The 18,863-nt window shown below is 61.5% G+C and carries 25 protein-coding genes; 17 read left to right on the forward strand and 8 right to left on the reverse strand.

The genetic code is table 11. The features are described 5' to 3' along the window. Window positions 1-74 precede the first annotated feature (74 nt). A complete protein-coding gene (locus tag Q0478_RS10415; RefSeq protein ID WP_298678987.1) occupies window positions 75-1,244 on the reverse strand; it encodes a MalY/PatB family protein in 1,170 nt (389 codons plus the stop codon). Window positions 1,245-1,342: 98 nt separating this feature from the next. Here Q0478_RS10415 and def (Q0478_RS10420) point away from each other — a divergent pair, with 98 nt between their 5' ends. Genes def (Q0478_RS10420) through Q0478_RS10440 form a run of 5 tightly spaced genes read left to right on the forward strand, consistent with a single transcriptional unit; the run spans window position 1,343 to window position 3,740 of the window. After that, window positions 1,343-1,861: a peptide deformylase gene (def, locus tag Q0478_RS10420; RefSeq protein ID WP_298678989.1), complete on the forward strand. Its 519-nt coding sequence runs from the start codon at window positions 1,343-1,345 to the stop codon at window positions 1,859-1,861. After that, complete coding sequence (gene def, locus Q0478_RS10425; protein ID WP_298678991.1) at window positions 1,858-2,352, forward strand: peptide deformylase; 495 nt, start codon at window positions 1,858-1,860, stop codon at window positions 2,350-2,352. Before def (Q0478_RS10420) ends, def (Q0478_RS10425) begins: the two co-directional genes overlap by 4 nt. Continuing rightward, on the forward strand, window positions 2,349-3,257 hold the full coding sequence (gene fmt, locus Q0478_RS10430; RefSeq protein ID WP_298678993.1) for a methionyl-tRNA formyltransferase: 909 nt from the start codon (window positions 2,349-2,351) through the stop codon (window positions 3,255-3,257). The genes def (Q0478_RS10425) and fmt overlap by 4 nt, the downstream gene beginning before the upstream one ends. A gap of 11 nt (window positions 3,258-3,268) precedes the next feature. Continuing rightward, window positions 3,269-3,505 carry a hypothetical protein gene (locus Q0478_RS10435; protein WP_298678995.1) on the forward strand — a complete coding sequence of 79 codons (237 nt, stop codon included), beginning with the start codon at window positions 3,269-3,271 and terminating at the stop codon, window positions 3,503-3,505. A 1-nt stretch (window position 3,506) separates the two neighbouring features. Beyond that, the gene (locus Q0478_RS10440) at window positions 3,507-3,740 is read left to right on the forward strand and encodes a GlsB/YeaQ/YmgE family stress response membrane protein (RefSeq protein WP_298678997.1); all 234 of its coding nucleotides are present in this window, start codon (window positions 3,507-3,509) and stop codon (window positions 3,738-3,740) included. Here the strand turns inward: Q0478_RS10440 and Q0478_RS10445 are convergent. The 6 genes from Q0478_RS10445 to Q0478_RS10470 all read right to left on the reverse strand — a co-directional run bounded on the left by Q0478_RS10445 (window position 3,737) and on the right by Q0478_RS10470 (window position 7,515). Then, on the reverse strand, window positions 3,737-4,360 hold the full coding sequence (locus Q0478_RS10445; protein WP_298678999.1) for a trimeric intracellular cation channel family protein: 624 nt from the start codon (window positions 4,358-4,360) through the stop codon (window positions 3,737-3,739). The genes Q0478_RS10440 and Q0478_RS10445 overlap by 4 nt on opposite strands. Then, the gene (gene rnhA / locus Q0478_RS10450) at window positions 4,357-4,824 is read right to left on the reverse strand and encodes a ribonuclease HI (RefSeq protein WP_298679001.1); all 468 of its coding nucleotides are present in this window, start codon (window positions 4,822-4,824) and stop codon (window positions 4,357-4,359) included. Before rnhA ends, Q0478_RS10445 begins: the two co-directional genes overlap by 4 nt. Further along, window positions 4,817-5,410 carry a class I SAM-dependent methyltransferase gene (locus Q0478_RS10455; protein ID WP_298679003.1) on the reverse strand — a complete coding sequence of 198 codons (594 nt, stop codon included), beginning with the start codon at window positions 5,408-5,410 and terminating at the stop codon, window positions 4,817-4,819. The genes rnhA and Q0478_RS10455 overlap by 8 nt, the downstream gene beginning before the upstream one ends. After that, window positions 5,407-5,859, reverse strand: a complete 453-nt coding sequence (locus tag Q0478_RS10460; protein WP_298679005.1) for a DUF3429 domain-containing protein — start codon at window positions 5,857-5,859, stop codon at window positions 5,407-5,409. Before Q0478_RS10460 ends, Q0478_RS10455 begins: the two co-directional genes overlap by 4 nt. Further along, window positions 5,856-6,806 (reverse strand): 4-hydroxy-3-methylbut-2-enyl diphosphate reductase, encoded by a 951-nt coding sequence (ispH, locus tag Q0478_RS10465; protein ID WP_298679007.1) that lies wholly within the window; start codon window positions 6,804-6,806, stop codon window positions 5,856-5,858. Before ispH ends, Q0478_RS10460 begins: the two co-directional genes overlap by 4 nt. A gap of 136 nt (window positions 6,807-6,942) precedes the next feature. Further along, the gene (locus Q0478_RS10470) at window positions 6,943-7,515 is read right to left on the reverse strand and encodes an NYN domain-containing protein (protein WP_298679009.1); all 573 of its coding nucleotides are present in this window, start codon (window positions 7,513-7,515) and stop codon (window positions 6,943-6,945) included. Between the two features lie 142 nt (window positions 7,516-7,657). Here Q0478_RS10470 and folK point away from each other — a divergent pair, with 142 nt between their 5' ends. The 12 genes from folK to Q0478_RS10530 all read left to right on the forward strand — a co-directional run bounded on the left by folK (window position 7,658) and on the right by Q0478_RS10530 (window position 18,001). After that, a complete protein-coding gene (folK, locus tag Q0478_RS10475) occupies window positions 7,658-8,239 on the forward strand; it encodes a 2-amino-4-hydroxy-6-hydroxymethyldihydropteridine diphosphokinase (protein WP_298679011.1) in 582 nt (193 codons plus the stop codon). A 75-nt stretch (window positions 8,240-8,314) separates the two neighbouring features. Beyond that, entirely contained in the window at window positions 8,315-8,668 is a 354-nt protein-coding gene (gene rpoZ, locus Q0478_RS10480) for a DNA-directed RNA polymerase subunit omega (protein WP_298679013.1), read from the forward strand. Between the two features lie 24 nt (window positions 8,669-8,692). Beyond that, window positions 8,693-10,861: a bifunctional (p)ppGpp synthetase/guanosine-3',5'-bis(diphosphate) 3'-pyrophosphohydrolase gene (locus Q0478_RS10485; protein WP_298679015.1), complete on the forward strand. Its 2,169-nt coding sequence runs from the start codon at window positions 8,693-8,695 to the stop codon at window positions 10,859-10,861. Window positions 10,862-10,863: 2 nt separating this feature from the next. Continuing rightward, a complete protein-coding gene (locus tag Q0478_RS10490) occupies window positions 10,864-11,490 on the forward strand; it encodes a DUF2062 domain-containing protein (protein ID WP_298679017.1) in 627 nt (208 codons plus the stop codon). 155 nt (window positions 11,491-11,645) lie between these two features. After that, entirely contained in the window at window positions 11,646-12,395 is a 750-nt protein-coding gene (locus tag Q0478_RS10495) for a pyridoxine 5'-phosphate synthase (protein WP_298679019.1), read from the forward strand. Continuing rightward, a complete protein-coding gene (gene acpS, locus Q0478_RS10500; protein WP_298679021.1) occupies window positions 12,392-12,802 on the forward strand; it encodes a holo-ACP synthase in 411 nt (136 codons plus the stop codon). The genes Q0478_RS10495 and acpS overlap by 4 nt, the downstream gene beginning before the upstream one ends. Before the next feature lie 84 nt (window positions 12,803-12,886). Then, a complete protein-coding gene (lepB, locus tag Q0478_RS10505) occupies window positions 12,887-13,726 on the forward strand; it encodes a signal peptidase I (RefSeq protein WP_298679023.1) in 840 nt (279 codons plus the stop codon). After that, window positions 13,723-14,409 carry a ribonuclease III gene (gene rnc / locus Q0478_RS10510; protein WP_298679024.1) on the forward strand — a complete coding sequence of 229 codons (687 nt, stop codon included), beginning with the start codon at window positions 13,723-13,725 and terminating at the stop codon, window positions 14,407-14,409. Before lepB ends, rnc begins: the two co-directional genes overlap by 4 nt. After that, a complete protein-coding gene (locus Q0478_RS10515) occupies window positions 14,406-15,287 on the forward strand; it encodes a DMT family transporter (protein WP_298679026.1) in 882 nt (293 codons plus the stop codon). The genes rnc and Q0478_RS10515 overlap by 4 nt, the downstream gene beginning before the upstream one ends. A 47-nt stretch (window positions 15,288-15,334) precedes the next feature. After that, entirely contained in the window at window positions 15,335-16,243 is a 909-nt protein-coding gene (era, locus tag Q0478_RS10520) for a GTPase Era (RefSeq protein WP_298679028.1), read from the forward strand. Next, window positions 16,240-16,572 (forward strand): DUF1491 family protein, encoded by a 333-nt coding sequence (locus Q0478_RS10525; RefSeq protein ID WP_298679030.1) that lies wholly within the window; start codon window positions 16,240-16,242, stop codon window positions 16,570-16,572. The genes era and Q0478_RS10525 overlap by 4 nt, the downstream gene beginning before the upstream one ends. 25 nt (window positions 16,573-16,597) lie before the next feature. Further along, entirely contained in the window at window positions 16,598-18,001 is a 1,404-nt protein-coding gene (locus Q0478_RS10530; protein ID WP_298679032.1) for an FAD-binding oxidoreductase, read from the forward strand. Between the two features lie 204 nt (window positions 18,002-18,205). Here the strand turns inward: Q0478_RS10530 and Q0478_RS10535 are convergent, their stop codons facing one another. Further along, window positions 18,206-18,835 carry a class I SAM-dependent methyltransferase gene (locus Q0478_RS10535; protein WP_298679034.1) on the reverse strand — a complete coding sequence of 210 codons (630 nt, stop codon included), beginning with the start codon at window positions 18,833-18,835 and terminating at the stop codon, window positions 18,206-18,208. Window positions 18,836-18,863 lie beyond the last annotated feature (28 nt).

The following is an 18,863-nucleotide window of genomic DNA, read 5'->3' on the forward strand; positions in this document are numbered from 1 at the left end:
TGAATTGGGTTCTGGACTGGGTTCTGAACTGAGACACCGCCCCAACCGCCCGAGCGGCTTTTGCAGCGCAAGGCTTACTGAAGGTCGCCAAAAGCCTCTTGCAAGCGCGCCACGGCCTCTTGCACCCGCGCGCGCGGTGTCGCGAGGTTGAAGCGCATAAAGCTCTCGCCGCCGGTGCCGAATGTGGGCCCGTGATTGGCGGCAATTCGCGCCCCCTCTTCAACGCGGCGGGTCACCTCTTCGCGGCTCATGCCCGTATCGGCAAAATCCACCCAAGCCAGATATGTGGCTTCAAGCGGCATGGATTTCAGGCCGGGAATGCTGTTGATCCCGGCATCAAAGATCTTTCGGTTGCCATCCAGATAGGCCACCAGCGCATCCACCCAAGCAGCGCCCTCTGGCGAATAGGCCGCCTCGGCCATCACCAGCCCGAAAGAATTGGCCGAAATGCCCAGAGCCGTCATCTTGGCCGCAAACTGCGCGCGCAAATCCGGGTCAGGAATGATCACATTGCCCGAGTGCCCCCCGGCGATATTGAAGGTCTTTGTCGTGGCCGTCATCATCACAAGGCGCTCCGCGACCCCCTCGATATGGGCCATAACCGTATGTTTCTGGCCCGGCATCACAAGATCATGGTGAATTTCGTCTGACACCAAAATCAGGTCATGCTTCTTGGCAAACTCCGCCACTTGGCGCAGCTCCGCTTCGCTCCAAACCCGCCCACCCGGGTTGTGCGGCGAGCAAAGAACAACCATCTTCTCAGAGCCGTCCAGCAACGCATCATAGGCGTCAAAATCCATTTCGTAGCGCCCGTTCTCAAGCACCATGGGGCACTCCACAACACGCCGCCCGTTGCCCCTGATCACCTTGGCAAAAGCATGGTAAACCGGCGTGAAGAGCACAACCCCGTCACCCTTCTCTGTCCAGGTATCCACACACAGCGCCGTGCCGTTCACCAACCCGTGGGTGGTGAAGATCGCTGCCGGGTCAACCTCCCAGCCGTGGCGGGTTTTCATCCACCAGCCGATGGCCGCACGATACTCAGCCTCGCCCCCGTAATAGCCATACACACCATGCGCCAGCATCCCTTGCAGGGCGTCTTGCACACAGGCGGGCGGGCGAAAGTCCATATCGGCCACCCACATGGCAATGCCATCGTCGGCCGGCACATTGTAAAGCTTGTCCATCATGTCCCATTTTGCCGAGTGGGTGCCTGTGCGGTCGATGATCTCGTCAAAATCCATGGGGTCTCTCCTGCTGGTATCTGCCCAAAAGCTAGCCAAATAACCAGCAAGCGCAAGGCCATGTTGCACCGCCGCGCCGCATCGCCTAAATGAGCGGTATGATACGGCCCATAATTATCCACCCCGACCCGCGCCTCAAGAAGGTCTGCGCCCCCGTGCCTGACCTTTCAGACGCGTTGCGCAGCCTTGCCGATGACATGCTGCAAACCATGTATGACGCCCCGGGGATCGGGCTGGCCGCGCCCCAGATCGGCGTGCTCTCGCGGGTGATCGTCATGGATTGCGTCAAGGAAGAGGGCGAAGCCCCCAAGCCTCTGGTGATGTTCAACCCCGAAATCATCGCCGCATCCGACGAGCAAAACACCTATGACGAGGGCTGCCTGTCCATCCCCGACCAATATGGCGAAGTCACGCGGCCCAAGGTTGTCGATGTCCGCTGGATCGACCGCGACGGACACGAGCAATCAGACACATTCGATGGCCTCTGGGCCACCTGCGTGCAACATGAGATCGACCATCTGAATGGCAAGCTGTTCATCGACCATCTGGGCGCCATGCGCCGCCAGATGATCACCCGCAAGATGCAAAAGCTCAAACGCGAGATGGCCCGCACATGAGCGTGCGCCCCTGCCTCCCCTGGCCAGACAAGCGCCTGCGCACGGCCGCCGAGCCTGTGGCCGAAATCACCGAAGAGGTCCGCAGCATCTGGCAGGACATGGTGGACACCATGGAGGCCATGCCCGGTGTCGGGCTGGCCGCGCCCCAGATCGGCGTCATGCTGCGCCTCGCGGTGGTTGATGCCAGCGAGACCCGCGGTCAGGCCGTTCTGATGGCAAACCCCGAAATCATCGAGGCCAGCGGCGTGTTTCGCGAACACGAAGAAGCCAGCCCGAACCTGCCCGGCGTCTCCGCCAAGCTCAAGCGCCCACGCGGTGTTGCGGTGCGCTTTCTCAATGCTCAAGGCATGGTTGACAGGCGTGATTTTGTCGGCCTCTGGGCCACCTCCATGCAGCACCAGATCGACCACCTCAACGGGCGCATGTATTTTGACCGTCTCTCCAAGGTGAAGCGCGACATGCTTCTGCGCCGCGCAAGGAAGCTCGCATGAGGCTGGTGTTCATGGGCTCCCCCGAGTTCAGCGTGCCGGTGCTCAACGCGCTGGTAGAGGCGGGCCATGAGGTGGCCGCCGTTTACTGCCAGCCGCCCCGCCCCGCCGGGCGCGGCAAGAAAGAGCGGCCCACAGCCGTGCACGCCCGCGCTTTAGAGCTGGGCCTTGAGGTGCGCCACCCCGTCAGCCTCAAAACAGAGGAAGCGCAGCAGGAGTTCGCCAGTTTCACACCTGACGTGGCCGTTGTCGTTGCCTACGGCCTCATCCTGCCACAGGCCATTTTAGATACGCCATCGTATGGTTGCCTGAATATTCACGCCTCACTGCTGCCGCGCTGGCGCGGTGCAGCGCCCATCCACCGAGCCATCATGGCGGGGGATGCCGAAACAGGCGTCTGCATCATGCAGATGGACGCGGGGCTGGACACAGGTGCGGTGCTTTTGCGCGAAGCCACGCCCATCGGCGCGGAAGAAACCACCGCAGAGCTGCACGACCGCCTCTCAGCCCTTGGCGCAGAAACCATTGTAAACGCTTTGGAAAACCTGCACAGTCTTGAAGCCACCCCGCAGCCTGACACCGGCATCACCTACGCCGAAAAGATCAGCAAGGACGAAGCTCGCATTGACTGGTCACAGCACGCCGAGACAATTGACCGCCAGATCAGAAGCCTCTCGCCCTTCCCCGGAGCGTGGTGCGAGCTGGGCGGTGTGCGCCTAAAGCTTCTTGCGTCGCGCCTCTCAAACGGCAGCGGCGCGGCGGGCGAGATTATCCATACGCCTGCGCATGTTGCTTGCGGCACAGGCGCAATAGAACTGCTGCGCTTGCAAAAAGCCGGCAGTCAGGCACAAGATGTTAACGAGTTTCTGCGCGGCACGCCTCTACCAACAGGCACGCGCCTTACCTAAGGAGCCAGCCCATGTTTCCCTCCATGATCGGCACAGTCGTCCTTGCCGGTATCATCGGCTATCTCAGCGAGCGCTCCGGTTTCACCCGCAACGGCATCCTGCCATCCATCATCATCTGCGTGGGCGGAGCCTTTGTATTCTATTTCATCGCGCTTATGTTCAATATAGGCTTCAAAAGCCACGGGATGAACGCCATCGCCGCCTCCATCGGCGCGCTGGTCATCATTCCGACCCATTGGAGGACGTAGCATGGCGCTCTATCTGATCATCATCGGCGCGGCCGCAGGCTTCCTCGCCACCCGCATGATGAAGCTTCAAACCGACATCATCACCACCATGGCCATCGGCATCGCAGGCGCGCTTATAGGCGGCTTTTTGCTGCGCTTCCTGCTCGCGGTGATGGGGATGCTCGGCGGCCTCATCGGCGCGGTTCTGGGCGCGCTCCTGGTCATCTGGGTCTGGCAAAAATATTTCAAGCGCTAGGGTTTAGGCGGCCTTGCGCGGTAAACAGGCAAGCGCCAGCCAAAGGCGATAGAGCCGGCGCGCAAGACGAATGTGCTCACCACACAGGAGCCAAACACAATCAGCGGCGCGCCTGAAACCGTGGCCGCCAGCAACGCGACACAAGCGCCGCCAAACGCCGCCGAAACATAAAGCTCGCCCTGCCGCAGAACCATGGGCACCTCGTTGGCCACCACGTCGCGCATGAGCCCGCCGAACGTGCCTGTCATTACCCCCATGAGCAGCACCACGGGCGCTTGATGAGCAAGCGCCATAGCCACGCCAACACCCGCTGCAACAGCAACACCCAGCGCCAAAGCATCGAGCCACAAAAGCAGCCGTGCACGGCTTTCAAACAAATGCGCTGTGAAAAAAATCAGCACCGCCGCGAAACAGGCAATCGCAATATGCTCGGGCTGCGCAATCCAGAACACGGGGTTTCTGTCCAGCAAAAGGTCGCGCACTGTGCCGCCGCCCACCGCCGTCAGCGCGGCCAGAAAGGCAAATCCGATGATATCAAGCTGCGCCCGGCTCGCCGCCAAGGCCCCCGTCAGCGCGAAGATAAAAACCGAGGCATAATCCAGCAGGGCCAGCGCGCTCATGGCGCGCTCTTCTTGGGCTTGAACGGCTCCATCCCCGCCCGCGCGAGCGCGTCGGCGCGCTCGTTTTCCGCGTGCCCCGCATGCCCCTTGATCCACTTCCACGTCACGCTGTGGCGCTCCTGTGCCGCATCGAGCCGCTGCCAGAGATCGACGTTTTTCACGGGCTTCTTGGCCGAGGTTTTCCAGCCGTTGCGCTTCCAGCCAAAGATCCAGCCGGTGACACCGTTCTTCACATAGGCGCTGTCGGTGACAACCGTGAGCTTTGAGGGTTTCTCCAGCGTTTCCAGCGCGTTGATTGCCGCCAGAAGCTCCATACGGTTGTTCGTCGTATCCGCTTCGCCGCCCTTGAGTTCGCGCTCTTTGAGCACCGCTGCGCCCTCAACCGCGCGCAGCAAAACGCCCCAGCCGCCCGGCCCCGGGTTGCCCGAACAGGCCCCGTCCGTATAGGCAAAAAGCTCAGGCACGCGCACGCACCAGAATGAATTTATCGACAGTTCCAGCCAAGCCGGCCCCCTCTCCTCTGAAGGTATCATAAGGCACAAAGCCCGCATCCCTGAGCAGCCCGTCAAGCTCGGGCGCGCTCACAAAGGTATAGGCCCGCCCCAAAGCATCGCGCGCCGCGGCCTCGCCCAGCTTCATGCCGATGTGAAAGACACCGCCCGCCTTCAGCGCGCGCTTGATCTGCGCCAGATGCTGCGGCAGCTTTTCCCTCGGCGCATGGAGCAGGGAGAAGCTGGCCCATACGCCATCGTATGTATCAACCGCCTCCAGATCGTCAAACAGCGCCTGCCATGCGGTCAGCCCGTCAATTTGCTGCGCCAGTGCGATCATCGCGGCAGAGCCGTCAACGGCATCGACACGGCAGCCCAACCGCAACATCTCGGCCGCATAATGCCCTGGCCCGCAGCCCAGATCGAGCACATGTGCGCCAGTGGGCAGATCGGCCACAAAGGCCGTAAGGCTCTTGTGCTCGGCCTTGCTCACCACAAGCTGCGCATACTCGGCCGCCTTGGCGTCATAGATTTCCAGGGTCTGTTTGTCCGCACTCATGCCAGCATCCCCGCCAGAAGACAGGCCAGCACACCGCCCGTGAGCAACAGCCGCAAACGCATCCACCAGACGGGCGCAGCGCCCAGACCGGCAAACCAGAAATCCAACGCCAGCAAGGCCACAAAGCCCGCCATCAGCGCCAGAAGCGAGCCAGCGCCGCCAACGGCAAAAAACGCCCAGAGCGCCGGCAGCACAGAAGCCCCATAGCCCCGCATCGCCAAAGGCGCTTCAAGCTGCGTGGCAAAGCCCCAGAGCACGCCAGACATGAAGCCTAAAATCACCGTGCCATAAGCAGCCAGCGCCGCCTCTCCGACAAGCCGCGCCCCGAGAAATGCCTCTGTGCCAAAGCTGCCCAAATGCGCTGTGAGTGCGCCCCAAAGAAAGGGCAAGAGCCCCGCCAGCCCAAGCGCCAGCGGTGCCGCCGGAATGCGTGACGGGTTGGCGTTCATGCCGGCCCCCTAAGCACACGCGGCACCTTGAATTCCACGTTTTCTTGCGCCGTTTCAAGCACTTGCACATCCAGTTCATAGCGCTCTGCCAACGCATCAATCACCTCCTGCACCAAGAGCTCGGGCGCCGAGGCCCCCGCCGTGATCCCGATGGAGCGAATGCCCTCAAGTGCCCGCCAGTCGATATTGGCGGCGCGTTGCACAAGCTGCGAATAGCCACAGCCCGCCTTGGACCCAACTTCCACAAGACGGCGCGAATTGGACGAGTTGGGCGCGCCCACAACCAACATGGCCTCCACCTTTTGGGCCATGGCCTTTACCGCTTCCTGGCGGTTGGTGGTGGCATAGCAAATGTCTTCCTTATGCGGCCCCTTGATCATCGGGAACCGGGCTTGCAGAGCCAACACAATCGCAGCCGTGTCGTCCACCGAGAGGGTCGTCTGGGTCACAAAGGCAAGGCGCTGCGCGTCGCGCACAGCGACAGAGGCCACATCTTCTTCGGTCTCCACCAGCAGCACCTCGCCCTCGGGCAACTGCCCCATGGTGCCGACGGTCTCGGGGTGGCCCGCATGGCCAATCATGATGATCTGAAGCCCCGCCTCAAAGTGGCGCTCAGCCTCGATATGCACCTTGCTCACCAAGGGGCAGGTGGCATCCACAAACACCATCTCGCGCCGCGCCGCCTCGGCGGGCACCGCCTTGGGCACCCCATGCGCCGAAAAGATCACAGGGCGCTCATCGGGGCAATCCTCCAGCTCTTCGACAAAGATCGCCCCTTTGGCGCGCAGATCATCAACCACATATTTGTTGTGCACAATTTCGTGGCGCACATAGACAGGCGCGCCCCATTTTTCGATTGCCATTTCCACAATTTTGATCGCGCGGTCCACACCGGCGCAAAAGCCCCTTGGGGCAGCGAGAAAAACCTTGAGAGGTGGTTTTGTCATGGGCGCGCTCCTCTTGTCTCTGAGCTAAGCGATGCGCCGCCGCAGGTCCAGACCCCATTGGGCAAAAAACCATTGGGCAAAAAACCACCAGGTAAAAAACCACCGGGTAAAAACCACGCCCCTCCAAAAGCGGCGCTCACCGCTCTTCTGGCTCGGGGCCCTCAAGCTCGGGCGAAAGCTCGCGCTGTGGCCGTCCAATCACATCCTTCAAATCGTTCAACTCGATGAAATTATCGGCCTGACGGCGCAGCTCGTCCGCAATCATCGGCGAAGCGCTGCGGATGGTTGACACCACCGACACCCGCACCCCCTGACGCTGGAGACTCTCCACAAGCGGGCGAAAATCACCGTCGCCCGAGAACAGCACGATATGGTCCACATGTGGCGCCAGCTCCATGGCGTTGACCGCCAGCTCAATATCCATATTGCCCTTGATCTTGCGCCGCCCCTGGCTGTCGGTATACTCTTTGGCCGGTTTGGTGACCATATGAAACCCGTTGTAATTCAACCAGTCCACCAACGGGCGGATCGGCGAATACTCGTCGTTTTCCAACAGCGCTGTGTAATAGAAGGCCCGCAAGAGCTTGCCACGGCGCATGAATTCCTGGCGCAACCGCTTGTAATCAATGTCAAAACCCAAGGATTTTGCCGCAGAAAACAAATTCGCGCCGTCAATGAAAAGAGCAAGCCGCTCGTCTTTGTAAAACATAAAATTTTCCTCTCATATCCCTTAACACGGGCCGCAAAGGCCGTGAACAGTTGAGAAATTTCAAATGTCAGTCTAAAGCGCTGAAATGGGTATGGCACATGCACCATTCAAGCCGCCGTCCTGCCAAAAGTGAAAGCTCGCAATGCCGCAAAACATCGCTGACCCGCCACAGACCTACCTCATCGCGCTGGGCGGCAACATCCCCTCCCAAAGCGGCCCCCCGGAGCTGACCCTCAAGGCGGCGCTGGCGCGGCTCAAGGCCGTTGGCTTGCCGCCGCGCGCTGTGAGCCGGTTCTACAAAACCCCCTGTTTTCCGGCCGGGGCGGGGCCAGACTACGTCAATGCCGCCGCCAAGCTCACAAGCGGGCTTGCGCCCAAGGCCCTGCTCGCCAAGCTTCACGCGCTAGAAGCCGAATTTGGCCGCGAGCGCCACGAACGCTGGGGCCAGCGCAGCCTCGATCTCGATCTGCTCGCCGGCGGCGCGCAAATTCTGCCCGATGCGGCCACCTTTGCGCAGTGGCAGGCCCTTGACAGCGCCGCGCAACGCCGCAGCGCACCGCAGGACCTGATCTTGCCGCACCCGCGCCTGGCTGAACGCGCCTTCGTGCTGGTGCCGCTGGCCGATATTGCGCCAGACTGGGTTCATCCTGTGTTCCGCAAAAGCGTCACCGAAATGCTGAGCGCCCTGCCCAAAGCGGAAAAAGACGCCGTGACCCCCCTTTAGAAGGGCTTTTTGGCTTGTATTTATTGGCAACTGCTCCTAGAAGCAGGCCTTCCTTAGACTCAGCTGGAGTATCCCATGGCCCGTGTGACCGTTGAAGACTGCGTAGACAAAGTGCCAAACCGCTTTGAACTTGTTATGCTTGCCTCACACCGCGCGCGTGAAATCTCGGCTGGTGGCGCCCTCACGATCGACCGTGACAACGACAAAAACCCCGTTGTGGCGCTGCGCGAAATCGCCGAAGAGACCCAGACAGCCGACGCGCTGCGCGAGCGTCTGATCGAAAGCAACCAGAACCAGATCGAAGTTGATGAGCCCGCCGATGACGATATGGCAGTGCTCATGGGTGCCGAATCAGACAAGCCGGCAGATGACGACATGTCTGAAGAGCAGCTTCTGCGCCAGCTGATGGAAGCCCAAGGCCAGGGCTGATTTGCAAGTGAGGCACTCCCGCGGATGATCCCTCCTGTTGACGAGCTCCTCGACCTCGTTCGCGCCTACAACCCCAAAACAAATGCAGGCCTCATCACAGAGGCCTACAAATTTGGCATCGCCGCACATGAGGGCCAAAACCGCCACTCCGGCGAGCCCTATTTCACCCACCCCTTCGCTGTTGCCAAAATTCTGGCCGAGCAGCGGCTGGACGACAGCACCCTCATCACAGCCCTGCTGCACGACACGATCGAAGACACCGGCGCCTCTTATGAAATCGTCACCGAGAAATTCGGACGCGAAATCGCCGATCTGGTCGACGGGGTGACCAAGCTGACCAACCTTCAGCTGTCCTCTGCCGAAACCAAACAATCCGAGAATTTCCGCAAACTCTTCATTGCCATGTCGCGTGATCTGCGGGTGATCCTCGTCAAGCTGGCCGACCGGCTGCACAACATGCGCACGATCAAGGCCATGCGCCCAGACAAGCAAGCCCAGAAATCACGCGAAACCATGGACATCTATGCGCCCCTGGCCGGGCGCATGGGGATGCAATGGATGCGCGAAGAGCTGGAGGACCTGGCCTTCAAAGTCCTCAATGCAGAGGGGCGCGCCAGCATCATGCGCCGCTTCATCACGCTGCAAAACGAAACCGATGACGTGATCGAACGCATCACCGCCGACATGGCATTGGAGCTCGAAAAAACCGGCATTCAGGCCAAGATCATCGGACGCGCCAAAAAACCCTATTCGATCTGGCGCAAGATGCAGGAAAAAGAGCTCGCCTTCTCGCGCCTTTCCGACATTTACGGCTTTCGCATCATCACCCGCTCCGAGGCTGAGTGCTACCGCACCCTCGGGGTGATCCACCAGCGCTGGCGCGCCATTCCGGGCCGCTTCAAAGATTATATCAGCCAGCCCAAATCCAACGGCTACCGCTCGATTCACACCACAGTGTCCGGCCGCGACGGCAAGCGCGTCGAAGTGCAGATCCGCACCTGGCAAATGCACGATGTGGCCGAAAGCGGCGTGGCGGCGCATTGGTCCTATCGCGACGGTGTGCGCACCGAGAACCCCTTTGCCGTGGACCCCGTGAAATGGGTTTCCGGCCTCACCGAGCAATTTGATGCCGAGGAAGACCACGACGCCTTCCTTGAGGCCGTGAAGCTCGAAATGTATGCCGATCAGGTCTTCTGTTTCTCGCCCAAGGGCGATGTGATCAAGCTGCCGCGCGGCGCCACGCCGCTTGATTTTGCCTATGCCATCCACACCCGCATCGGCGATGCCTGCGTGGGTGCCAAGATCGACCACATGCGCGTGCCCCTCTGGACGCGGATCCGCAACGGCCAATCGGTCGAGATCATCACCGCCGAGGGCCAAACCCCGCAGGCCACATGGCTCGACATGGCCGTAACAGGCAAAGCCAAGAGCGCCGTGCGCCGGGCGCTGCGCGAAGTCGACCGCGAAAGATTTATCAAACTGGGCCGCGAAATTGCCCGCGCCTCCTTTGAAAACCTGGGCAAGAAAGCCACAGACAAAGTTTTGGAAACCGCTGCCAAAAAGCTGCGCCTCACCGATGCAGACGAGCTTCTGGCGCGGCTTGGCAGCGCCGAGATTGTCTCGCAAAGCGTTGTTCAGGCGGTTTATCCCGACCTGATCGAAGACCACAGCGAATCGGTCCTGCCCGAACGGGCGGTCATCGGGCTTTCCGCCGACCAGCATTTCCAGCGGGGCCGCTGCTGCCAGCCCTTGCCCGGCGAACGGATTGTCGGAATCACCTATCGCGGCAAGGGGGTTGTGGCCCACCGCATAGATTGTGACAGGCTGCGCGACTTTGAGGATCAACCCAACCGCTGGCTTGATTTGCACTGGCAATCAGGCACCCATCCCGCTGTCTACCCGGTGACATTGGAGCTCACAATCGGCAATGATGCCGGTGTCTTGGGGCGCGTCTGCACGTTAATCGGCGAGGCGCGGGCAAATATTTCCAATCTCGAGTTTCTCGACCGAAAACCCGACTTTTACAAATTGCGTGTAGATGTCGATCTGCGAGATGCAGAGCACTTGCATTCCTTGCAATCCCTGCTGGAAGCGGAAAACGATGTCGCAGCCCTGCAACGCGTCATTGACCCGGAGGCCAGCATTGCCGACAACGGGCCCGAGGCAGAGACACAAGAGACGATAAGGACGTAGGGTTGGTCTTCAAACGGCGAGACAAACGAGCCTTCTGGAAGGTGATCGCAGATTTCATCTACCCCAAGGGTGGCTGGGCGCGCGCCTTTCACTATGTGCGCCACCGCCTGCACCGCCTGCCCGACCCGCCCCATAAAATTGCCCGTGGTGTCTGGGCCGGTGTCTTCACCACCTTCACCCCGTTTTACGGGATGCATTTTCTGGTCGCCGCACTGATCGCCCGGATCATGCAAGGCAACATCATCGCCGCCCTGCTCGCCACCTTTTTTGGCAACCCGCTGACCTATATCCCGATCGGCGTTTCGGCCCTCAAGACCGGCCACTGGCTGCTTGGCACCGAGTTTGAAGTGGCCGAGCAGAAACTGGGCGCAAAATTTGCCGAAGCCGGCGAGGGTTTGTTTCACAATTTCCTGACGGTGTTCACGGAGGCCGAGGCCGATTGGCATGGTCTTGCCGTGTTTTACGACGAGGTATTCTTTCCCTATCTGATCGGCGGCATCCTGCCCGGGATCGTCACGGCGACAATTTGCTATTACATCTCCGTGCCGCTCATCCGCGCCTACCAGAACCGCCGCAAGGGCCGCATCAAGGAAAAGCTCGCCGCGCTGCGCAAGAAAAAGCCGGAATGAGCCTTGGTTTCGAATTTTCGCTGCGCGAAAATCCGACCCGCTGGGGGCGCTGCCCCCAGACCCCCGGGATATTTTCAGAAAGAAAAAAGGGGCTTGGGGTTTGTGCATGGATTTGATCAAATCAAGCCAAGCAACGCGAATCGTCAGGAGCAAAGATGGCAATGAGTGAAGAGCTGCGTCTCGGCGTGAACATCGACCATGTGGCCACGGTGCGCAACGCCCGCGGCAGCGCCTACCCTGACCCTGTGCGGGCCGCAAAGCTTGCTGAAGCGGCCGGGGCCGATGGCATCACCGCACATTTGCGCGAAGACCGCCGCCATATTCGCGACAGCGATATTGACGGGCTGATGGCCGCACTCACCACACCGCTCAACTTTGAGATGGCCGCGACCGAGGAGATGCAGGCTATCGCATTGCGCCACCGCCCCCACGCCGTTTGCATCGTGCCTGAAAAACGCGAAGAGCGCACCACCGAGGGTGGGCTTGATGTGGCGGGTGACGACAACCGGCTTGCCAGTTTCATTGCGCCCCTGCGCGCCGCGGGCTGCCGTGTTTCGCTCTTTATCGGCCATGAGCCCGCGCAGATCAAAGCCGCCGCGCGCATCGGCGCCGAGGTCATCGAGCTGCACACCGGCGCTTACTGCGACCATCACTACGCGGGCGACTTTGCCGCCCGTGACGCAGAACTCGCCGCGCTGAAAGAGGGCGCAACGCTTGCGCAGGCTCTGGGCCTTGAGGTCCATGCAGGCCACGGCCTGACCTTTGAGACTGTCGCCCCCATCGCGGCGATCCCGGAGCTGCGTGAGCTCAACATTGGGCATTTTCTCATGGCCGAGTCGCTTTTTGTCGGCATGGAGGCCGCCATCGGCGAAATGCGCCGCCTGATGGAGGAGGCGCGCGCGTGATCCTCGGAATCGGGACCGATCTGGCCAATATCGAGCGGATCGAAGCGACGCTCGCGCGCTTTGGGGACCGCTTTCGCAACCGTGTCTTCACCGAGACCGAACAGGCCAAGGCCGAGCGGCGCAAGGATACCGCAGGCACTTACGCCAAACGCTGGGCCGCCAAGGAAGCCTGCTCCAAGGCGCTCGGCACGGGCCTGCGCATGGGCATCGCCTGGAAAGACATGCGCGTGCGCAACCTGCACACCGGCCAGCCCGTGATGGAAGTCACCGGCTGGGCCAAGACCCGCCTTGAGGCCATGACACCTGCGGGCCATGAGGCCATCATCCATGTCACCCTCACCGATGATCACCCCTGGGCGCAGGCCTTTGTGGTGATTGAAGCGCGCCCAAACCCGCCGCAAACATAGCCCGCAACGGCTTTCAGGCCGCCCCCGGGTTGACAGCTTCTCCCTTGCAGCCCATGAAGCTCAGAAGCTTTCAAGGATAGGCATATGAGCACCGAAGAAAAGAAGAGCGGCAGCGGGTTTGTGGAAACCATCAAGACAATCTTCTATGCGTTGCTCATTGCAGGGGTGTTTCGCTCGCTGTTCTTCCAGCCCTTCTGGATCCCCTCCGGCTCCATGAAAGATACCTTGCTGATCGGCGATTTTCTCTTTGTGAATAAAATGGCCTATGGCTATTCCTATGCCTCCTGCCCCTCGGTGCGCATCCCGGCGGTTGGTCTGAACATCGACGCTGAGGACATCTGCGGCTGGAGCCGAGGCGCAAACGACCGCCTCTTTGCCGGTGCCCCCGAGCGCGGCGATGTGGTTGTCTTCCGTCACCCCGTGAACGGCTCGGACTTCATCAAACGCCTCGTCGGGCTGCCCGGCGACCGGGTGCAGATGATCAACGGTGTTTTGCACCTCAACGGCACCCCAGTGAAGCTCGCCGATGGCGGCATTTTCAGCGAAACCTTCGAAATGCAGGGGCCGCAACGGATGCAGCCTTCTTGCGAGAACGGCTCTGTCGGCCTTGGCGGCACCTGCACCAAATCCCGCCAGATCGAGACCCTGCCCAATGGGCGCTCTCATGCGATCCTCAACATCGGGACGCGCCGCGCAGATGATACACCCGTCTTCACGGTGCCGGCGGGGCATTACTTCTTCATGGGCGACAACCGCGACAACTCGACAGACAGCCGCTTTGACCAGCGCGTCGGCGGTGTGGGCTTTGTGCCCTTCGAAAACCTGATCGGGCGCGCCGATCGTGTCATGTTCTCCTCTGCCGGCAGCTCCATGCTCTATTTCTGGACATGGCGCAGTGATCGTTTCTTCAAGAGACTCCAGTGAAACTCTCAAGCGACCTCAAGGCCTTTGAAGCACGCATCGGACATGAATTTGCCCGTCCGGAGCTTTTGAACCGCGCCCTCACGCACAGCTCTGTCTCCTCGCCCACCCGTCCAGACAACCAGCGCCTCGAATTTCTGGGCGACCGTGTTCTGGGCCTTGTCATCGCCGAAGCCCTGCTCAAAGACGACAAAAGCGCCAGCGAGGGGCAGCTTGCCCCCCGCTATAACGCTTTGGTGCGCAAGGAAAGCTGCGCCGATCTGGCCCGCGCGGTTGATATCGGGGCGGTGCTCAAGCTCGGGCGCTCTGAGATGATGTCCGGCGGGCGGCGCAAAACAGCCCTGCTGGGGGATGCCATGGAAGCGGTGATTGCCGCTGTCTATCTTGACGGCGGTTTTGAGGCGGCCAAAAGCCTCATCCTCAGGCTGTGGAAAGACCGCATCGACACCGTGGAAAGCGATGCCCGCGATGCCAAGACAGCCCTCCAGGAATGGGCCCAGGCCCGCAAGCAAACCCCGCCGCAATATGTGCAAACAGCCCGCGCAGGCCCCGATCATGCGCCGGTGTTCACCATAGAGGCCCGGATGCAGAGCGGCGAAAGCGCCAGCGCCACCGCCAGCTCAAAGCGCGCCGCCGAACAGGGTGCCGCCGCCGAGCTTCTGGGCAGGCTTGAAAGCAACACATGAGCGCCACCCGCTTTGGCGCAAACAAAACCGGCGCGCTCTTCATGGTCGCGGCCATGGCGGCCTTTGCGCTGGAGGACAGCCTCTTCAAGGCCGCCACTCAAACCATCCCGATCAGCACGGCGCTGCTGTGTTTTGGCAGCCTTGGCTTTGCGCTTTTTGCCGCCCGCTCCGCCCTGTTGGGAGAGCCGGTGTTCCACCCCGCCTGCTTTAAGCCAACCATGCTTGTGCGCTCTGCCTTCGAGCTGATGGGGCGGCTCTTCTTTGCGCTTGCGCTGGCCTATGCGCCCCTCGCCAGCACCTCGGCAATCCTGCAATCCGCCCCGATCTTTGTCACGCTTGGGGCAATTTTTGTCTTTGGCGAAGCGGTCGGCTGGCGGCGCTGGCTGGCCATGGGTGTGGGCTTTGCCGGCGTGTTGCTCATCATTCGCCCGGGCTTTGAGAGCTTCGCCATCACCTCGCTCTATGCGCTTCTGGCCACCATCGGCTTTGCGGGCCGCGATCTGGCCACCCGCGCCAGCCCGCCCGCCATGTCCACCGCCCAGCTCGGCAGCCTTGGCTTTGCCGTGCTTTTGATGGCTGGCCTTGTGGTCAGCCTGTTTGAAACCGCCCCCACCCGCCTGCCCGATCCTGCGAGCCTCGCGCTCACAGCGGGGGCGGCCTGTGTCGGCGTGCTGGCCTACGCCGCCCTCACCCGCGCCATGCGCGTCGGCGACATCGGCTTTGTGGCGCCCTACCGCTATACGCGGCTTCTCTTTGCGCTTGTCATCGCCTTCACCGTCTTTGGCGAGCGCCCCGATGGGCTCACTTTGCTGGGGGCCTTGGTGATTGTGCTGTCAGGGGCCTACAGCTTTGCGCGCGCAAGGAGCACTGGCGGCTAAGCGCGAAACAGGCTAAAGACAGCCCAGCCTTATCTGGAGCACCTGAAATGACCACACGCGCAGGCTTTGTTGCCCTGATCGGAGAGCCAAACGCTGGCAAATCCACCCTGCTCAACCGCATGGTTGGGGCCAAGGTCAGCATCGTGACCCATAAGGTGCAAACCACCCGCGCCCGCATCCGCGGTGTGGCGCTTGAAGGTGACAGCCAGCTCGTCTTTGTCGACACCCCCGGCCTCTTCAAACCCCGCCGCAGGCTGGACCGCGCCATGGTCGCCGCCGCTTGGGGCGGCGCAGCCGATGCCGATATCGTCGTGTTGCTCATCGAGGCCCACCGGGGCATCACCGAAGGGGTGAAGCACATCCTTGAAAGCCTCAAGGGCCTCAACCCCGACCAGCACGTCGCGCTGGCGATCAACAAGATCGACAAGGTCAAATCCGATTCTCTCTTGCAACTCACCGAGCAGATGAACTCCCTGCACCCTTTCGTGCAGACCTTCATGATCTCGGCGGAGCGCGGCCACGGCGTCTCTGCCCTGCGCGAATGGTTGGCGTCCGAGCTGCCCGAAGGCCCGTGGCTCTACCCCGAAGACCAGATCGCCGATCTGCCCATGCGCATGATCGCCGCCGAAATGACCCGCGAAAAGCTCACCCTGCGCCTACATCAGGAACTGCCCTACCAGCTCACGGTCGAGACAGAAGCCTGGGAAGAGCGCAAAGACGGCTCCGCGCGTGTCGACCAGATCATCTACGTCATGCGCGACGGCCACAAAGGCATCCTGCTGGGCAAACGCGGCGAAACAATCAAGGCCGTTTCCAAAGCCGCGCGCGAAGAGCTCGAGGAGTTTCTGGGCCGCAAGGTGCACCTCTTTCTGCAAGTCAAAGTGCGCCCCAACTGGCTTGAAGAAAAAGAGCGCTACTCCGAGATGGGCCTTGATTTCAAGGACGGCAACGCTTGACGCGCCTCACCTCGGATTTCTGGGTGTCTGCCTACCTCACGCGCCTCAGGCTGCACGACATCCCCGCCTTCGTGGTCAAACACGGCGATGACACCGCCGGCGCGGTGCTGGTAAAGCTCAACACGCTTGATGGCCGCGCGCAGGCCTTTCAGCGCCGTTTTGACTTTATGACAAACAGCCGCGCCTGGGAGCTTCTGGCCGAAGGCGAGGAAGCCGCCGTAGACGCCTCCCTTGCCAAACAGCGCAGCATGGACCCTGACCTCTGGATCATCGAGGTCGAAGACCGCATGGGGCGGCATTTGCTTGATGAGGCCGGATTGTCCGACTAACCTTTTCCCAAACGGGGAGAGAGACATGCTGGACCAACTCAAAGAAATCGTCGGGGCAGCCCATGTGCTCACACAAGAGGACATGGCCAAATACAGCCAGGACTGGACCCACGAATTCCGCTGGACACCCCTCGCCGTTGTCCGCCCCGCCACGACGGCCGAAGTCGCCGCCGTGGTGAAGCTTGCGAGCGACACAAACACAGCCGTCGTCCCTGTGTCAGGCAACACCAACCTCGCCGCCGCCGCCACAGCCGAGGGCGCTGTGATGATCTCGCTGGAGCGGATGAACGCCATCCGCGAAATCCGCCCCGAGGCCAAGCTCGCCATTGTCGAGGCGGGTGTCGTCCTGGCCACGCTGCGCGAGGCCGTTGAGCAGCACGGGCTGATCTTCCCGCTCACCTTCGGGGCGCAGGGCTCTGCCATGATCGGCGGCAACCTGGCTACAAATGCGGGCGGCTCCAATGTCTTGCGCTATGGCAACACGCGCGATCTGTGCTTGGGGCTTGAGGTTGTGCTGCCCAGCGGCGAGGTGATGGACATCATGAGCGAGCTGCACAAGGACAACTCCGGCTACAACCTCAAACACCTCTTTATCGGGGCCGAAGGCACGCTCGGCATCATCACCGCCGCCGTGCTCAAGCTCTCGGCCAAGCCGCGCGCCTATGCCACGGCCATGGTCGCCACCCAAAGCGTCTCTGGTGCGCTTGACGTGCTCAACCGCCTGCAAGCGGCCACAGGTGGCAGCGTCGAGGCCTTCGAATACATGCCAAAACCCTATATCGACGCCCATATGCGCCAGATCAGCGGCGCGCGCGCGCCCTTCTCCAGCCCCTATGCACATACGGTCCTCGTCGAAGTTGGGGCCACCTCAGAGGCCGCAGCCGCCTCGGGGGCCGATGGCCGCCCGATGGTTGCCAGCCAGCTGGAAGAAACCCTCTCTGCGCTTTTAGAGGCCGAGGTGGTGTGCGATGCCGTGGTCGCCCAGAACGAGACCCAGCGCCGCGAAATGTGGGCCCGCCGCGAGGCCGCCGCCGAAGTGGTCTTCGCGCAAATGCCGGTGATCAACAACGACATCGCCGTGCCTGTCGACAAGGTTGAGAGTTTTCTGGCGCGTGCCGACGCAGCCATCAAACAAGCCGATCCCGGGGCCTTTGCCTATGTTGTGGCCCATTTGGGCGATGGCAATGTCCACTACGCCGTGAAAGCGCCCAACTATACCCCCGAAATCAAGGCGCAGATCGTCGAGATCGTGGAAGACTGCGTGCTCCACTTCGGCGGCAGCTTCTCCGCCGAGCACGGAATCGGAACCTACAAACTCCCTTCCATGGCACGGCGGAAAAACAAAGCAGCGCTCTCAGCGATGCGCGCCATCAAAACGGCGCTTGATCCGAAAGGGATCATGAACCCGGGCAAGGTTATTCCGGAGTAAAGCGAGCCTTTTCGCGCAACAGTCGCCCAGCCGAGCTTCGCCTGACCGGGGGATGGTGATCCAACGGTTCTGACATAGCGCTTTATGCCAGCCAAATCCGTGCTGCCCATCATCCGTGCGCCCAGCTTCACCAAATCGCCAGCCCGTGGGACGGTCAGGCGATGCTCGGCGGCCTGCGGCCTTGATTCCGAGCAGGGCTTTCCCTCACCCCTTCACAAACAGCGCCACGAAGCCTGCGTCATCCTTATGCGCGCCCTCGGCCTTCTCGCCGTAGATCCGCACGCGCTTCAGCTCCAAATCGCCGATCTGCCCCGCAAGCCTGTCAAATGTCGCGGCAAAGCCCGCCGCCTGCCAATGCGCCTCGCTCACCGATATCGCGATCTGCGCGCCCGTGGCCGCCACGCGCAGCACCTCGTCCAAGGCCTCTGGCCCCACATGCCCCGTGGTGAACGTGCCCGATGAGACAACCGCGCCATAAGCGCCATTCGCCACATCCAGCCGCGCGGTCATATCACCCAGAAACAGCCGTTGATACACCCCGCGCGCCTCAGCCACATCGAGCATCTCAGCGCTGATGTCCACGCCATCGACAGGCCCCAGCCCAAGCGCTGCCAAATGCGCGCCCACAAGCCCCGTGCCTGCGCCGATGTCCAGTATCGGCCCGCTTGGCCCCCGCGCCACAAAGGCGGCAACAACCCGCTCCGGCAGGCAATAATCCATCCGCGCGGCAAAATCCGCGTCATAGGTCTTGGCCCAAGCCGCATAGAGCCGCTTGCTGTCTTCAGGGGTTTTCAGCCCGTAGGCCGCATCAAGGTCTGGCGCGTTATCACTCATAAACCAAAGTGAAACAGCCCCCCAGCCC

This window comes from uncultured Lentibacter sp., assembly GCF_937123735.1.
Classification (GTDB): Bacteria; Pseudomonadota; Alphaproteobacteria; order Rhodobacterales; family Rhodobacteraceae; genus Lentibacter.

Bases quoted from the DNA above. Each gene is read 5' to 3' on its own strand.
- ispH (WP_298679007.1), bottom strand. From the start codon at position 6,806: ATGACAAAACCACCTCTCAAGGTTTTTCTCGCTGCCCCAAGGGGCTTT.
- Q0478_RS10445 (WP_298678999.1), bottom strand. From the start codon at position 4,360: ATGAGCGCGCTGGCCCTGCTGGATTATGCCTCGGTTTTTATCTTCGCG.
- Q0478_RS10440 (WP_298678997.1), top strand. From the start codon at position 3,507: ATGGCGCTCTATCTGATCATCATCGGCGCGGCCGCAGGCTTCCTCGCC.
- Q0478_RS10535 (WP_298679034.1), bottom strand. From the start codon at position 18,835: ATGAGTGATAACGCGCCAGACCTTGATGCGGCCTACGGGCTGAAAACC.
- era (WP_298679028.1), top strand. From the start codon at position 15,335: ATGACCACACGCGCAGGCTTTGTTGCCCTGATCGGAGAGCCAAACGCT.
- Q0478_RS10515 (WP_298679026.1), top strand. From the start codon at position 14,406: ATGAGCGCCACCCGCTTTGGCGCAAACAAAACCGGCGCGCTCTTCATG.
- Q0478_RS10530 (WP_298679032.1), top strand. From the start codon at position 16,598: ATGCTGGACCAACTCAAAGAAATCGTCGGGGCAGCCCATGTGCTCACA.
- fmt (WP_298678993.1), top strand. From the start codon at position 2,349: ATGAGGCTGGTGTTCATGGGCTCCCCCGAGTTCAGCGTGCCGGTGCTC.
- Q0478_RS10435 (WP_298678995.1), top strand. From the start codon at position 3,269: ATGTTTCCCTCCATGATCGGCACAGTCGTCCTTGCCGGTATCATCGGC.
- rpoZ (WP_298679013.1), top strand. From the start codon at position 8,315: ATGGCCCGTGTGACCGTTGAAGACTGCGTAGACAAAGTGCCAAACCGC.
- folK (WP_298679011.1), top strand. From the start codon at position 7,658: ATGCCGCAAAACATCGCTGACCCGCCACAGACCTACCTCATCGCGCTG.
- Q0478_RS10470 (WP_298679009.1), bottom strand. From the start codon at position 7,515: ATGTTTTACAAAGACGAGCGGCTTGCTCTTTTCATTGACGGCGCGAAT.
- Q0478_RS10415 (WP_298678987.1), bottom strand. From the start codon at position 1,244: ATGGATTTTGACGAGATCATCGACCGCACAGGCACCCACTCGGCAAAA.
- def (WP_298678991.1), top strand. From the start codon at position 1,858: ATGAGCGTGCGCCCCTGCCTCCCCTGGCCAGACAAGCGCCTGCGCACG.
- Q0478_RS10460 (WP_298679005.1), bottom strand. From the start codon at position 5,859: ATGAACGCCAACCCGTCACGCATTCCGGCGGCACCGCTGGCGCTTGGG.
- Q0478_RS10495 (WP_298679019.1), top strand. From the start codon at position 11,646: ATGGCAATGAGTGAAGAGCTGCGTCTCGGCGTGAACATCGACCATGTG.
- Q0478_RS10455 (WP_298679003.1), bottom strand. From the start codon at position 5,410: ATGAGTGCGGACAAACAGACCCTGGAAATCTATGACGCCAAGGCGGCC.
- Q0478_RS10485 (WP_298679015.1), top strand. From the start codon at position 8,693: ATGATCCCTCCTGTTGACGAGCTCCTCGACCTCGTTCGCGCCTACAAC.
- def (WP_298678989.1), top strand. From the start codon at position 1,343: ATGATACGGCCCATAATTATCCACCCCGACCCGCGCCTCAAGAAGGTC.
- lepB (WP_298679023.1), top strand. From the start codon at position 12,887: ATGAGCACCGAAGAAAAGAAGAGCGGCAGCGGGTTTGTGGAAACCATC.